This window comes from Acinetobacter sp. YWS30-1 (assembly GCF_033558715.1).
In the GTDB taxonomy this organism is placed as follows: Bacteria; Pseudomonadota; Gammaproteobacteria; order Pseudomonadales; family Moraxellaceae; genus Acinetobacter.
This window is the reverse complement of sequence record NZ_CP114606.1, coordinates 2,765,015-2,779,845: the sequence shown is the minus strand read 5'-3', so window position 1 is coordinate 2,779,845 and position 14,831 is coordinate 2,765,015. Positions and strand designations below refer to the sequence as shown.

Genomic DNA, 14,831 nt, shown 5'->3' with positions numbered 1-14,831 from the left:
TTACTGACCTAAATAGATTTTCATGATCTGCTCACCCCATAAAAAGGCAATCCAGCCGGCAATGGCAATATAAGGGCCAAAGGCAAAGGGCTGATTTTCTTTACGGACTTTAAGCAGGATAATCCCAATAATCGCGCCCACCAATGATGACAATAATACAATGAGTGGTAGGAGCATAGGCCCCATCCAGGCACCTAAGGCAGCTAGTAATTTGAAATCTCCATAGCCCATACCTTCCTTGCCGGTCACCAGCTTAAACAGATAGTACACCACCCACAAGCATAAGAAGCCAATGATATAGCCCCAGATGGCAGAATCAGGGGTAGTATAAATCGCATAACTATTAATGCCCAGGCCGAGTGCAGCCAGCGGCAGGGTATAGCGATCGGGTAATAACTGGGTATCGAAATCAATAAAGGTGAGGGCAATCAGGACATAGGTAAAAACCAGACCAAACAGCATCTGTATGGTAGGCCCAAATACTGCCACCACTATCAGTGCACAAGCAGCTGTCAAAAGCTCAATAAATGGATAGCGGATACTGATAGGATTTTGACAGTTACCACATTTACCACGTAATAAGATCCAGCTAATCACCGGAATATTCTGATACCAGCGAATAGGAGTCTGACATTTCGGGCAGGTTGAAGCTGGTTTGCTTAAAGTAATTTTGCTTTCATCAATAATGGGCTGATCTGGATGCAAGAACAGCTGGCAATCTGTACGCCATTCCTGTTCCATCATTTTAGGGGTACGGTAAATGACAACGTTTAAAAAGCTACCAATACAGAGACTAAAAAGCCCAACTGCGAGATAAAGCGCAGTTGGGTTTTGACTGAAATATAAAATAAAATCTTGCATTAAACCACGGAACCCATTTGGAAAATTGGAAGGTACATTGCGATAACAAGGCCACCAACAAGGACACCAAGAATTGCCATAATCAAGGGCTCCATCATGGAAGTTAAACCATCAACCGCATTGTCGACTTCATTTTCATAATGGGTTGCGACTTTATCCAGCATGGCATCCAATGCACCTGATTCTTCACCAATTGCAACCATTTGTACGGCCATAGAGGGGAATTTATCGGTGACACGCATGGCAAATTGAAGCTGTTGACCTGTCGCAACATCTTCCTTGATTTTTAATACCGCCTCCTCATAGACCACGTTATTGGTTGCACCAGCAGTCGATTCAAGCGCATCAATTAATGGCACACCGGCAGCAAAAGTGGTGGCGAGAGTGCGGCTATAACGGGCAATGATCGCTTTATAGACCAGATCACCAAAGATGGGTGCTTTGAGCGCGGCCTTATCCAGTAAATCACGGAATTTTTTGCTACGCTTTTTCGCTTCAAGGAAAGCAGTAATCACTACGCCAATTCCAATAATCAAAAGGAACCAATATTTTTGCATCCATTCGGACATATTGACTACCATTTTAGTAAATGCAGGTAAGTCTGCACCGAATGAAGAGAATAAGTCCTGGAATACAGGAACTACTTTCACCATCAGGATAATTGTGACGATCACAGCTACTACAATTACTGTAGCTGGGTATTTCATGGCTTTTTTAATTTTTTGCTTTAACAGCTCACTTTTTTCTTTATAAATCGCGACACGATCCAGCATGGTTTCCAGAGCACCAGATTGTTCGCCAGACTCAACTAAAGAACAGAATAGGTTGTCAAAATATTGTGGGTATTTTCGTAATGCTCCGGCAAAAGTATTCCCCCCTTCAACTTCGCCTTTAATTCCAAGCACAACCTCGCGCATAGATAGATTTTCCAAACCTTCTGCGACAATTTCAAAGCCTTGTACTAAAGGTACCCCGGCTTTCATCATGGTCGCTAACTGACGGGTGAAGATGGTGATATCCAGCGTGGAAACTTTTTTCTTCATCAAACCTTCGAGAATATTTTTTTTCTTTTCTCGAATAGTTTTGATCGTGATGCCTTGTTTGCGCAAGTTCACTTTTGCCAAGGCCATATTTCGTGCCGGCAATTCCCCCTTGATCTTGGCGCCTTTGCGATCAACCCCTTCATAACTGAAGATCGGTGTCATTTGGCCTTTTTTTACTGCTGCCATAGCTTTATCCTTATTTTATATTCAGCACGATCATTCGCTGGTTACACGATTGACTTCCTGTAAAGAAGTCACCCCCTGCATAACCTTCACTAACCCTGATCGGCGTAAATTGTTAAATCCTGCACGTGCGGAAGCTTCAGCAATTTCAATGGCATTGCCATCTTCCATAATAATTCTTGAAATCTCAGGTGTTACCTTCATAACTTCATAAATACCGACCCGGCCCTTATAACCTTCACGACATTCATTACAGCCGACTGGCTCATAAATCTGAAATTCAGGGCTTTGTAAATCTGCTTCGGTAAAGCCCATCTCCAGTAAGCTTTGCTTTGGAATGTCAGCCGGTTTTTTACATTGTGAACACAAGCGACGGGCCAGACGCTGCGCAATCACCAGATTGACTGAAGTCGCGATATTGAAAGAAGGTACGCCCATATTACGTAAACGGGTCAAAGTTTCCGGAGCACTGTTGGTGTGCAGAGTTGACATCACCATATGACCTGTTTGCGCTGCTTTGATTGCAATTTCAGCTGTTTCCAGATCACGGATCTCACCGACCATGACAATATCAGGATCCTGACGCAGAAAGGATTTTAAAGCAGCTGCAAACGTCAGGCCAACTTTATTATTGACGTTCACCTGATTAATCCCTTGCAGGTTAATCTCGACTGGGTCTTCCGCAGTAGAAATATTGGTATCTTCACGATTTAAGATGTTTAAGCCCGTATAAAGGGATACTGTTTTACCGGAACCAGTAGGACCGGTAATCAGTAACATCCCTTGCGGTTTATCTAAGGCTTCCATAAATAATTCTTTCTGCTCAGGTTCATAACCTAAAGCATCAATTCCCAGCATGGCACTAGACGGATCTAAAATACGTAGAACCAGTTTTTCGCCAAACAGGGTAGGGAGCGAGTTAACACGGAAGTCGATGGCTTTGTTTTTTGAGAGCTTTAATTTAATACGGCCGTCTTGAGGCACGCGTTTCTCAGAAATGTCCATCTGCGACATGACTTTCAAACGCGACGCCAAACGGTTTGCCAGTTGTAGCGGCGGTGTTGCAATCTGACGTAAAACCCCATCGACACGATAGCGCACCCGATACATTTTTTCATAAGGTTCAAAATGTAAATCTGATGCCCCCATACGAATAGCATCAATCAGTAACTTATTAATATATTTAACAATAGGGGCTTCTTCACCCTTGTCTTTTTCGTCTTCTTCTTGAGTCGGATCGGCTGTATCGACATTTACATCCAGATCGAAATCATCATCAAAATCAAAAGTACTTTCTTCAGTAAAGTTTTGCTCAATCAGTTTTTCGAGTTTATTGTGTTCAACAATAACAGTTTCAATATTCAGTTTGGTTGCAAAGCGGATGGCATCCGTTGCTTCGATATTGGTCGGATTGCTCGTGGCGACATAAAGAATATTGGCGTTTTTATAAATTGGCAGAATACGATGCTTGGTAATCAGCTTTTCATCAATATCTTCACGCAGGATTTGTCCCGGATCATAAGCACCAATATCAAATAGAGGCTCACCAAATTCTACTGAGATCGTTTCAGCAATGGTAGTAGGGGAAAGATTATGATGACTGACCAAATAGGCCACGATATCTGTTTTTTCCTGTTTGGCATTGGCTAAAGCAGTCCGCATATCTTCAGCTGATAATACCCCTTCATCGACCAGGCGACGAATAAACCCCGTAAATCTTGGTGACCCCTGCAATGCTGTCATGCTTCAAATGCCTATCAATTCAATTTTTTTAATTTGCTATTCTAAAATTATACGTTTGTTATACAAAAATACCATAGCTGAGAATGCTGCAATCTTCGTGATATTCAGTAAAAGCTTGAACTGGTCGGAAGAACCGGGCATTTTTTTCAGTGATAACAAAAAATAACCATTTTGAATAGTCTAAACTGAGAAATAGGATGAATAAAACTATTCTTTAAATTTTACAATTCCGTGTAGAATGTGCCCAATTCAAGATATGTCAGTGAAATAGGTTATTTATGTCGGTTTCGACGATTACCCCTTGGGTGGTGGGCAACTGGAAAATGAATCCAATGCAGGCAGATGCCCAAGCTTTGGTTCAGAATTTAAAAGACTTGCTTGAGTCTGCACCAGTTTCAACAGAGAAATGTCATTTGGGTGTGGCGCCGACAACCCTTGCCTTAACTCAAATTCAAACTGCATTTGCTTCTGCTAATCGCCCTGTATATACCGTAGCACAAGATGTATCACGTATTGCAGGGACAGGCGCTTATACTGGGGAAGTGAGTGCTGAATTATTGGCTGATAGCCAGATTCACTATGTATTGATTGGGCACTCTGAACGTCGTGAAATTTTTGCTGAAAGTTCACAGATTTTAAATACTAAAATCAAGAATGCCTTAAATGCCGGTTTAACCGTAATTTACTGTGTGGGCGAAAGTCTGGAACAGCGTGAAGCAGGGCAGGCAGAAGCGGTGGTTCTCCAACAGATTTGCGATATCGCGACTGTGGTAGAAGATGAACAGTGGAAAAATATTGTGATTGCTTATGAGCCAATCTGGGCCATTGGTACCGGTAAAACAGCTTCTCCAGAAGATGCGCAGGCCATGCATGCCCAGATCCGTCAGGGTTTGAGCCAGATTACAGGTTATGCTGCGACTATGGCAATCTTATATGGTGGTAGTGTAAAACCGGAAAATGCAGTAGAGTTAGCAGCCTGCCCTGACATTAACGGGGCATTGGTGGGTGGTGCATCACTCAATGCTGAGTCGTTCCATCAAATTGCTCAAGCATTTGCAAATACACAATAATTAGGAGTTCAGCATGCAAACTTTTGTGCTGGTAGTACATATTATCTTAGCGATTTTGATGATTGTCTTGATTTTAGTTCAGCATGGTAAAGGTGCGGATGCAGGTGCATCATTTGGCGGCGGCGGTGCGGCAACGATCTTTGGTGCCTCAGGTTCGGGTAATTTCATGACCTGTTTGACGGCAGTTTTTACCGCATTGTTCTTTGTGACCAGTATTACTTTGGCGATTCTTGCCAAGAAACAAACCACGAATGCGTACAGTTTATCGTCAATTCAATCAGCACCAACTGCGCCTGCGCAACCGGTTGAAACTTCACCAACTGCACCACAAACGACCGAATAATTTTAATTAAACCTTTCTTTTTTTCAGTGATGCGACTAGAATGCGTCACAGCTGCGGTGGTGGTGGAATTGGTAGACACGCTACCTTGAGGTGGTAGTGCTTTCGGGCGTGGGGGTTCAAGTCCCCCCTTCCGCACCAACTTATAATCCAGAATATAAGTTGGTGTATGCAGCTAAAAAAACTTCTGTTGATGCGGGATGGAGCAGTCTGGTAGCTCGTCGGGCTCATAACCCGAAGGTCGTTGGTTCAAATCCAGCTCCCGCTACCAATCAATCCTTTTTTAAAGACGCAAACTTTTAAAAGGCAGCTTAAATCTGATTTAAGTTGAGAAGAATTATTTGCATGTTGTTGCGGGGTGGAGCAGTCTGGTAGCTCGTCGGGCTCATAACCCGAAGGTCGTTGGTTCAAATCCAGCCCCCGCTACCAATCCTTTAAAGCTGCAAACTTTAAAGGCAGTTTAGTGTAAAATATTAAGCTGAATATTATTTGTATGCTGATGCGGGATGGAGCAGTCTGGTAGCTCGTCGGGCTCATAACCCGAAGGTCGTTGGTTCAAATCCAGCTCCCGCTACCAATTTTTCAGTAACAGATAACAAATATGCAGAATGATGTGGTTGTGATTGAAAAGTTCGCATCTTTTGTATATAATTTTTGCACGTTGATGCGGGATGGAGCAGTCTGGTAGCTCGTCGGGCTCATAACCCGAAGGTCGTTGGTTCAAATCCAGCTCCCGCTACCAAGTTTCTTAAAAGAGGCTCACAACTATGGTGGGCCTTTTTGCACAGTGGGATTTGAAAAAAGTTCAAATTGTGCATTAATTGGGGCGATTTACGCCCTTTTTTATTGGCTATCGTGTAGTGTCGACAATATTTGGTCAAATCTCCATGTTTCACTACTACTATAGTTTGTATTGGTTTGTAGTGGTCAAATAGATCATAAAATCGCACCAGATGACGAGAGTAAATGAAGCTATCAAATAAAACTCAAGCACTTCAGGACTTGATTGCACCAGCAGTTGAAGCCTGTGATGTAAATCTGTGGGGGATTGAATTCCTGCCACAAGGCAAACGTTCATTATTACGGATCTATATCGACAAACCGGTCGATGAAAATGCAGCACCTGTTGTCAATGAAGATGGCGAAGAAGAGCAGGGTCGTGGTATTGGGGTTCAGGACTGTGTACGTGTCACACAGCAAGTCGGCGCGATCCTGGATGTACATGATCCAATCTCAGGTGAATATTCGCTTGAAGTGTCTTCACCAGGTTGGGATCGTCCATTCTTCCAGCTGGAGCAGATGGCTCATTATATCGGACAAACGGTTGCGCTGCGTTTGATCAGTGCCGTCGATAACCGTCGTAAATTTCAGGCAAAACTGGTTGCAGTCGACCTTGAAAATGAAATGATTCAAGTTGAAGTAGAAAAGCAACAGATTTTGGATATCGACAGTCACAATATCGATAAAGCAAACTTGGTCTATCAAGATTAATTCAATTAATAAGAATCTGAACGAATAGGTGACTTATGGCACGTGAAATTCTTACCGTCGTTGAAACGGTTAGTAACGAAAAAGGTGTAAGTCGTGAAGCAATTTTTGAAGCGCTAGAACAAGCTTTGGTTGCAGCGACTAAGAAGAAATTCTACGAGGGGACTCACTCGGAAGAAGCTCGTCTTCGTGTAGAAATTGACCGTAAAACTGGTGATTATCGTACTTTCCGTCAATGGGAAGTGGTGGCTGATGAAGATCATGAAATGCCTGCCTGTCAGGATGCGATCTCTGATGTGGATCCGGCACAATGGTCGATTGGCGATATCCGTGAACTGGAAGTAGAATCAATCGATTTCGGTCGTATTGCTGCCCAGATCGCGAAACAGGTGATTGTACAGAAGATCCGTGAAGCAGAACGTGCACTGGTTGCTGATGCTTATGAATCTAAAGTCGGTGAGCTGATCTATGGTGAAGTGAAAAAACAAACCAAAGATGGCTTTATCATTGACTTGGGTGACAACGCAGAAGCGTATCTGGCACGTGAAGAGATGATTCCGAAGGAAATCCTTCGTCCGAAACAACGCGTAAATGCGATTCTATATAGCGTTAACCGTGAAGGCCGTGGTGCACAGTTATTGTTGTCACGTGCTAAACCGGAAATGCTGATTGCATTGATGAAAAAAGAAATTCCTGAAATTTCTGAAGAAATCATTGAAATTAAGGCCGCAGCTCGTCAACCGGGTGTTCGTGCTAAAATTGCAGTGAAAACCAATGACCACCGTATTGACCCGGTGGGTGCTTGTATTGGTATGCGTGGTACCCGTATCCAGGCTGTACAGCAAGAGCTCAATGGCGAGCGTATTGATGTGGTGGTTTGGTCGGATGATCCTGCGCAATATATCGCAAGTGCATTAGAACCAGCAGATGTATCTAGTATTGTCATCGATGAAGATGCACGTACTGCAGACATCATTTTCGCGACTAGTGATCAGCTAGCTCGCGCAATTGGTTCACAAGGTCAAAACGTTCGTCTGGCATCTGAACTGACTGGCTATAAGCTGGACATGATGCTGGAAGAAGAGTACTACGCACGTCAGCAAAGCGAAGCACAAAAATACCTGGATATGTTTGTTACACGTCTGGATATTGCTGAAGATTTGGCGATGGCGTTAGTAGAAATGGGCTTCACCTCGCTTGAAGAAATTGCTTACGTACCGCCAGAAACGTTTGATGAAATCGAACTGGATGCGGAACTGGTTGAACTACTGCAAAGCCGTGCGAAAGAAATTGCACTTGCTGATGCATTACAACAGCAAGAAAACGTACAAGCGCCAAGTGAAGAACTTGTTGCAATGGAAGGCATGACAGCAGAGATCGCGCAAGCTCTCGCAGCTCGTGGTGTGGTAACCGTAGATGACTTAGCTGACCAAGCGACTGATGATATCGAAGATATCGAAGGTCTCGGTGCTGAGAAGGCCGGTCAACTTATTATGAAAGCGCGCGAATCATGGTTTAACTAGGAGGTAGTATATGACGGACAAGTCGATTAAAGAGTTAGCACTCAGCGTGGGTCGCCATGTTGATAAGCTCCTAGAGCAGGTTCGTGAGGCAGGTTTACCACAGCGTAAAGCTGACGATATTATTACCACCGAACAACAAGATCGCTTAATGAATCATGTGAAAAAGACACAAGGTTCAGATGGCCATGCAGGACAAATCACGTTGAAACGTAAAACGACCAGTACTGCTAAAGTGGCAAGTACTTCAGGTAAGGCGAAAACGATTAATGTAGAAGTTCGCAAGAAACATACATTCGTCAAGCCAGACCCGGAACAAATTAAAGCAGAAGCTTTAGCGAAGGCTCAAGCTGAACAGCAAGCGAAAGCAGAAGCTGAACAGAAGTCAGCACCAGCTAAAAAACCTGCTGATGCACCTAAATCAGGTACAAACAATGCAAGCAAAGCGCTAGAAGCAATGCGTGCAGCTCAGAAACAAGAAACTGAGAAACAGGAAACACCTAAAGCAGCTGTTGTGGTAAAACGCAAATCAACTAATAAACCGATTGTGAAAGCAGCGGTTAAACAAGTTGAAACAGCAGAACAGAAAAAAGCGCGTGAAGCTCAAGCCGCTCAATTAAAAGCAGCTGAAGAAGCAGCACGTCGTAAGGCAGCTGAAGAAGCACAACAACGTACCCTTGAGCAAATGCGCAAGATGGCATCTAAGTATTCTTCTGAAGATACCACTGCAACCATTCGTGTGATTGATGATTCTCCACTTGCTGCTGGTCTAGTTGGCCAGGCATATGAAGACTCATTTGCGAAAGAAGACCGCGAAATTAAACGTGGTACTAACACTTCAAATACACGTTCACCGAAGAAAGGTGGTCGTCGTGGTGAAGAGCAGTCTTTCCGTGATAACTCACACAAACGCGGTTTGAAATCTAGCCAAGCGAACAAGCATGGTTTTGAAAAACCAGTGAAAAAACAGGTTTATGACGTTGAAATCGGTGAAACGATTGTCGTTGCTGACCTGGCTGCGAAAATGGCAGTTAAGGTTCGTGAAGTGATCAAGTCACTGATGAAAATGGGTGAACTGGTTACTCAAAACCAGGCGATCGATCAGGAAATCGCGGCTCTTGTGGTTGAAGAAATGGGCCATAACCCAGTACTGGTTTCTGAAACTGCAGTTGAAGATAACCTGCTTGAACAGGCTGAAGAAGCTCGTGGTGCGCAAACCACTCGTGCGCCAGTTGTTACGATCATGGGTCACGTTGACCATGGTAAAACATCGCTTCTAGACCGTATTCGTCGTGCCAAAGTGGCGCAAGGCGAAGCAGGGGGTATTACCCAGCATATCGGTGCTTATCATGTAACCACGGATAAAGGTATTATCACATTCCTTGATACTCCGGGACACGCAGCGTTTACTGCAATGCGTTCACGTGGTGCCAAAGCGACTGATATCGTAGTTCTGGTTGTTGCAGCAGATGATGGCGTGATGCCACAAACTGCAGAAGCAATCGATCACGCACGTGCAGCGGGTACACCGATCATTGTTGCAATCAACAAGATGGATAAAGACTCAGCTGATCCAGATCGTGTATTGAACGAATTGACCACCAAAGAAATCGTACCTGAAGAATGGGGCGGTGACGTTCCTGTAGCGAAAGTATCTGCACATACTGGTGCCGGTATTGATGAACTTCTTGACCTGATTTTAATTCAGTCTGAATTGCTTGAATTGAAGGCGTCTGAAGAAGGTGCGGCACAAGGTGTTGTGATTGAAGCGCGTGTTGATAAAGGCCGCGGTGCAGTGACTTCTATTCTGGTTCAAAACGGTACGCTGAAAGTGGGTGACCTGGTACTTGCTGGTTCATCTTATGGCCGCGTTCGTGCCATGACCGATGAAAACGGTAAACGTATCAAGTCTGCAGGTCCTTCGATTCCAGTTGAAATTCTGGGTCTTCCAGAAGCGCCGATGGCAGGTGACGAAGTTCTTGTTGTGAATGACGAGAAGAAAGCACGTGAAGTTGCCGATGCGCGTATGGATCGTGAACGTCAAAAACGTCTTGAACGTCAATCTGCAATGCGTCTTGAAAACATCATGGCGTCTATGGGCAAAAAAGATGTGCCGATCGTCAATGTGGTATTAAAAACTGATGTACGCGGTACATTGGAAGCGCTGCATGTTGCATTGGCTGAGCTTTCAACGGATGAAGTAAAAGTACGTATCATCGGTTCTGGTGTTGGTGCGATTACTGAATCTGACGTCACACTTGCTGAATCTTCAGAAGCGGTTCTTCTTGGCTTTAACGTACGTGCCGACAATACTGCACGTCAAAAAGCAGATGCAGACAGTATCGACATTCGTTACTACTCAGTGATCTATCAATTGATTGATGACGTGAAAGCAGCGATGAGCGGTAAGCTTGCTCCTGAACACCGTGAAACCATCTTGGGTGTTGCTCAAGTGCGTGAAGTGTTCCACTCAAGCAAATTCGGTGCTGCAGCAGGCTGTATGGTGCTTGAAGGCGTATTACACCGTAACAAACCGATTCGCGTATTACGTGATGACGTGGTGATCTTCCAAGGCGAGCTAGAATCTCTTCGTCGCTATAAAGAAGTGGTGGAAGAAGTTCGTGCCGGTATGGAATGTGGTCTTGCGGTGAAAGGCTATAAAGACATCAAACCTCTCGATAAAATCGAAGTGTATGATGTGCAATTGATTAAACGGAGTCTTTAATGGCGGGTAGTCAACGTCTGAAGCGTATGGCGGATACGGTACAACGCGAGTTGTCTGAACTGATCCGTCAGGAGCTGAAAGATCCACGTCTGGGTGGTCTGGTGACCATCTCAGCCGTGAAGGTAAGCCCAGACTTAGGATATGCAGAAGTTTATGTCACAGTAATGGGTCGTGAACTTGGTGATGAGCAAAGTGAAGCGGCAAATAAAGAAACACTCGATGTCCTGAATAAGGCATCCGGGTTCCTGCGCCATGAACTGGGCCGTCGGATCAAGACACGTATTACGCCTCGTCTACGTTTCCATTATGACAAAACCAATGCATATGGTAACTATATGTTTGGTCTGATTGCTGAAGCAGTGAAGGATTTACCTCCTGCTGAAGACAAGAAAGATGAAGAATAAGCTTTTATAAAGCGCAATAAAAAAGCCACCTTAGGGTGGCTTTTTTATTGTTGAACTTTTAAGTAGAACTGGCTAACTATTACTTTGAATCCTGGTCATTCATTTTCTTTTCATAAAATGCACGACGGCGGGTTTTCTGCCAAGGCAATGGACGTTCTAGTGTTTCTGGCACTTCACCACTCATCGAGCGCAAACGTAAATGCAAGGCCGCTTGCGCCATCAGGTTGGCAGATACCGGTGCAGTAATGAAGGCAAACAGGGTAATCAGTACTTCAGCAAAACCTAAACGACCATAGATAGCCGAAAAAATAATAGAAGCGATCAGAAAGCTTCCTAGACCTAAGGTACTGGATTTGGTCGGTGCATGCAGACGCATAAAAAGGTCGGGTAGACGTATCATCCCAATGCCGCCCACCAGCATAAAGAAAGCGCCAATCAATAAAAAAATCGAAACTAGTATTTCTAAAATCAAAGGCATTTAAAAACTCCTAGTCGATGACATGTCCAGTGGTGAAATAGCGGGCAAGGGCAGCGGTAGAAACAAAGCCCAGCATGGCCACCAGTAGGGCACCTTCAAACATGAAAGTGCTGCTCCAGTAGATTCCCAGAATCACCACCAGACAGGTTGCATTTAAAAATAGGGTGTCCAGTGCCAGCAAACGGTCGACGATTGATGGGCCCATAACCAGCCGGATCAGACACAACAACATGGAGATCGTGACAGCACCCAGACAAATCAGCAATGCATATGGCAGAATGGTCATGCTTCAGCTCCTGATTGTGCGCTAAAAATTTTAATCAAAGGTTGTTCATAGCGCTGTTTGATGGTTTCAATTTCAGCCTCTTCATCATCCGTGCTTAAGGCATGCACCAGAATATCGCCACGGTCCTGATCAATCCCCGCAGAGACTGTACCTGGTGTCGTGGTAATAATCATTGCCAGCAACGTATTCACTTCTTCATGTTCGGTATCCAGCGGTACCCGAAACCATTTGGGATGCAGATTTTTGGTCGGTCCCAGCACCAGAATCGCTACCTTAATGTTTGCGACAATGATGTCCCAAACAACGATCCAAAACAGGCGCATCGCCGGGATCCACCGGATATTCGGCGTGTAATCAATGAAAGGGGCGACCATTCGCGGAATCAAGATGGCCAGAAATATTGCCATAAGGAGTGTGCCGGCTTCCATATTATGGGCCAGCATGACCCAGCTCATCGCCACAATTACTGACACGAAAGGATGAGGGAACCAGCGTTGAAGTAATGATTCAGCCATTAAAGTCCCTCCGCCGGTTTAAGTTGATTGTCGTCGTATTTGCTCTGTTCAATATACTGTTTATCAATCTGACGCTGTTTAAATTCAGAAATATGATCGCCATTTAAGGTATTTTCTGAAATGACATAAGGAATCAGGTGCGCATTTGGATCAGGCGTTTCACCACCGTATTGGGTTTCTGGTAAATAACCCGGATCAAATGGCTGAACACTGATGAACTTGCCTTCAGCATCACGTTTTAACAGTGCTGCTTCATAAATCGGATTGGTCTTAATCTGTGCTGCGGTCTGATAATTATATTGATAAATCGGTGCAGCAAAAACAACGTAGGCTGTCAGACTGAGCAATAATAGATAAATGACCCGGTCATTTCGTGCTGGTGCCTTGCTGGGCAAGGATTCATATTTGCTGAATTCTTCAGAATTTTCATCCTGTTCTGGTCGGCTTGAACGCCAGAACAGAATAAAACCGACCCGGGTAAAAGCCAGAATACTTAGTAAGCTGACCAGTAGAACCGTAAAGATAATCAGCATTTGATGTTCAGACTGTCCTGAAGCTTGCAGGATAAACACTTTACCGAAGAAGCCACTGAAAGGTGGCAAGCCGGCCATCATCAAGGCAATGATGAAATACACAATAGAAACCAGCTTATTCTGTTTCATCTGTGGGGCAATTTTAAAGTGATCTTTAAATTCACCGCGTTGTGAAGTAATCCAGCCACACAGGATATAAAACGCTGCGCCAATCAGGGTACTGTGCACCATATAATACAAGGCACCTGCCCAGGCTTGAGTACTGTTCATGGCAATCGCAATCAGAATGGTGCCGACTGAAGACAGGATCATAAAGCCGACAAAACGGCGTAGACGTTCAGTCCCAATGGCACCAAATGCGCCATACAGTGAGGTAATCACCCCAATGACCAGCAGACAGTTCATCAGGATCTGATGACTGTATTCATCATCAAATACAGTACCATTGACCCGGATAATCGCGTAGATCCCGACTTTGGTCATGATGGTAAACAGGGCAGCCACCGGAGTAGTTGCCACAGCATACGTTTTAGGAAGCCACAGGCCTACCGGTAACATGGCTGCCTTGATCCCGAACACCACAAATAGCATCAGTCCGCCCGCAACGGCCAGCTTATGTTCATCGCCTGCCAAAGTTGGCATCAGTCTAGCGACATCAGCCATATTTAGGCTGCCGACACTGCCATAAATCATGCCGAGCCCGATCAGGAACATGGCAGAAGCGAGCAGGTTAATAGCCACATAATGCACACCGAGCTGGAAGCGTGCCTTGCCTTGCCCATGCAAAAGTAGGACATAGGAGGCCATTAACAGGATCTCGAAGAATACGAACAGGTTAAACAAGTCACCGGTCAGGAAGGCACCACTAAGCCCCATTAATAGAAAATGAACCATGGCGTGGAAATAACGCCCGCGAATATCCCATTCTTTGCTGGCATACCAAACGATTGGCAAAGCGAGTGTATAGGTCAGTACCAGCATCAAGGCAGAGAGCTGGTCCAGGACCAGCACAATACCAAAAGGGGCAGCCCATTCACTTAAAGTGTAGACATTAATTTGCCCTTGGCTGCTATTGATCAGGTAGCCAATCGCCATAATCAAACCCAGTAGGGTCGAAATATGACTCACGCCACGACGCCACGGCTGACGCCAGTCGGTAATCAGAGAACCAGAACCTGGGTTACCTAACAGTACTAAAATAAAGGCGGTAAAAGCCGGTAAAAGAATACTGAAAATAGGGGTGTGTTGATTCAAGAAGTTGAGAAGATCAGTCATTACGGCTCATCCTCACGTGGGTCATGTTGCGGTATCTCTTCTTTGGAATCAACGTGGTCTGTTCCTGATTCATAACGGCTACGTAAGGCCAGCTGTACAATAAAGGCGGTGGTAGCAAAACCGATTACAATGGCGGTCAGCACTAGCGCCTGAGGTAAAGGATCGGTGACCTGCGTGGCTTCGGTGAGCACTGCAGGCGAATTCATCTGAATACGGCCCATGGCAAATAAAAACAGGTTCACTGCATAACCAATCATGGCCAGCCCAAGGACGACCGGAAAGGTACGTGCTCGCAGAATCAGATAGATCCCGGTGGCAGTGAGTAGGCCAATTGCTGAGGCTAATAAAAGTTCTAAACTAATCATTC

14 protein-coding genes and 5 tRNA genes are annotated in these 14,831 nt (G+C 44.8%); 11 read left to right on the top strand and 8 right to left on the bottom strand.

The window, feature by feature from the left end:
* From O4M77_RS13220 to pilB, 3 genes are read right to left on the bottom strand one after another with little or no spacing between them, the layout of a single operon-like run.
* On the bottom strand, positions 1-861 hold the full coding sequence (locus O4M77_RS13220) for a prepilin peptidase (RefSeq protein ID WP_180002777.1): 861 nt from the start codon (positions 859-861) through the stop codon (positions 1-3).
* On the bottom strand, positions 861-2,090 hold the full coding sequence (locus tag O4M77_RS13215; RefSeq protein ID WP_323713552.1) for a type II secretion system F family protein: 1,230 nt from the start codon (positions 2,088-2,090) through the stop codon (positions 861-863). Before O4M77_RS13215 ends, O4M77_RS13220 begins: the two co-directional genes overlap by 1 nt.
* Before the next feature lie 30 nt (positions 2,091-2,120).
* Entirely contained in the window at positions 2,121-3,830 is a 1,710-nt protein-coding gene (gene pilB / locus O4M77_RS13210) for a type IV-A pilus assembly ATPase PilB (protein WP_159122714.1), read from the bottom strand.
* 278 nt (positions 3,831-4,108) lie between these two features.
* Between pilB and tpiA the strand changes: the two genes are divergently transcribed.
* The 11 genes from tpiA (at position 4,109) to O4M77_RS13155 (ending at position 11,377) form a co-directional block, all read left to right on the top strand.
* Positions 4,109-4,900, top strand: coding sequence for a triose-phosphate isomerase (gene tpiA, locus O4M77_RS13205; protein ID WP_159122713.1), 792 nt, complete (start codon positions 4,109-4,111; stop codon positions 4,898-4,900).
* A 13-nt stretch (positions 4,901-4,913) separates the two neighbouring features.
* Positions 4,914-5,243, top strand: a complete 330-nt coding sequence (secG, locus tag O4M77_RS13200) for a preprotein translocase subunit SecG (protein WP_323713551.1) — start codon at positions 4,914-4,916, stop codon at positions 5,241-5,243.
* A gap of 53 nt (positions 5,244-5,296) precedes the next feature.
* Positions 5,297-5,381: transfer RNA gene (locus tag O4M77_RS13195), tRNA-Leu, on the top strand.
* 53 nt (positions 5,382-5,434) lie between these two features.
* Positions 5,435-5,511, top strand: a tRNA-Met gene (locus O4M77_RS13190).
* A gap of 81 nt (positions 5,512-5,592) precedes the next feature.
* Positions 5,593-5,669 (top strand) — tRNA-Met (locus O4M77_RS13185).
* Between the two features lie 71 nt (positions 5,670-5,740).
* A tRNA-Met gene (locus O4M77_RS13180) sits at positions 5,741-5,817 on the top strand.
* Between the two features lie 88 nt (positions 5,818-5,905).
* Positions 5,906-5,982: transfer RNA gene (locus tag O4M77_RS13175), tRNA-Met, on the top strand.
* A gap of 224 nt (positions 5,983-6,206) precedes the next feature.
* The gene (rimP, locus tag O4M77_RS13170; RefSeq protein WP_179992192.1) at positions 6,207-6,731 is read left to right on the top strand and encodes a ribosome maturation factor RimP; all 525 of its coding nucleotides are present in this window, start codon (positions 6,207-6,209) and stop codon (positions 6,729-6,731) included.
* A 35-nt stretch (positions 6,732-6,766) separates the two neighbouring features.
* Positions 6,767-8,251 (top strand): transcription termination factor NusA, encoded by a 1,485-nt coding sequence (gene nusA, locus O4M77_RS13165; protein WP_004787201.1) that lies wholly within the window; start codon positions 6,767-6,769, stop codon positions 8,249-8,251.
* A gap of 10 nt (positions 8,252-8,261) precedes the next feature.
* Complete coding sequence (gene infB / locus O4M77_RS13160; protein WP_180011351.1) at positions 8,262-10,973, top strand: translation initiation factor IF-2; 2,712 nt, start codon at positions 8,262-8,264, stop codon at positions 10,971-10,973.
* Complete coding sequence (locus O4M77_RS13155; RefSeq protein WP_054580942.1) at positions 10,973-11,377, top strand: ribosome-binding factor A; 405 nt, start codon at positions 10,973-10,975, stop codon at positions 11,375-11,377. The genes infB and O4M77_RS13155 overlap by 1 nt, the downstream gene beginning before the upstream one ends.
* 79 nt (positions 11,378-11,456) lie before the next feature.
* Here O4M77_RS13155 and O4M77_RS13150 read toward each other — a convergent pair whose 3' ends face one another.
* Genes O4M77_RS13150 through O4M77_RS13130 form a run of 5 tightly spaced genes read right to left on the bottom strand, consistent with a single transcriptional unit; the run spans position 11,457 to position 14,829 of the window.
* On the bottom strand, positions 11,457-11,855 hold the full coding sequence (locus O4M77_RS13150) for a Na+/H+ antiporter subunit G (RefSeq protein WP_005233541.1): 399 nt from the start codon (positions 11,853-11,855) through the stop codon (positions 11,457-11,459).
* 10 nt (positions 11,856-11,865) lie between these two features.
* Positions 11,866-12,141 carry a monovalent cation/H+ antiporter subunit F gene (locus O4M77_RS13145; RefSeq protein WP_004787192.1) on the bottom strand — a complete coding sequence of 92 codons (276 nt, stop codon included), beginning with the start codon at positions 12,139-12,141 and terminating at the stop codon, positions 11,866-11,868.
* Positions 12,138-12,656 (bottom strand): Na+/H+ antiporter subunit E, encoded by a 519-nt coding sequence (locus O4M77_RS13140; RefSeq protein WP_180031280.1) that lies wholly within the window; start codon positions 12,654-12,656, stop codon positions 12,138-12,140. Before O4M77_RS13140 ends, O4M77_RS13145 begins: the two co-directional genes overlap by 4 nt.
* Positions 12,656-14,464, bottom strand: a complete 1,809-nt coding sequence (locus O4M77_RS13135) for a monovalent cation/H+ antiporter subunit D (protein ID WP_323713550.1) — start codon at positions 14,462-14,464, stop codon at positions 12,656-12,658. Before O4M77_RS13135 ends, O4M77_RS13140 begins: the two co-directional genes overlap by 1 nt.
* Positions 14,464-14,829 (bottom strand): Na+/H+ antiporter subunit C, encoded by a 366-nt coding sequence (locus O4M77_RS13130; protein WP_004787185.1) that lies wholly within the window; start codon positions 14,827-14,829, stop codon positions 14,464-14,466. The genes O4M77_RS13135 and O4M77_RS13130 overlap by 1 nt, the downstream gene beginning before the upstream one ends.
* Between the last annotated feature and the right edge of the window lie 2 nt (positions 14,830-14,831).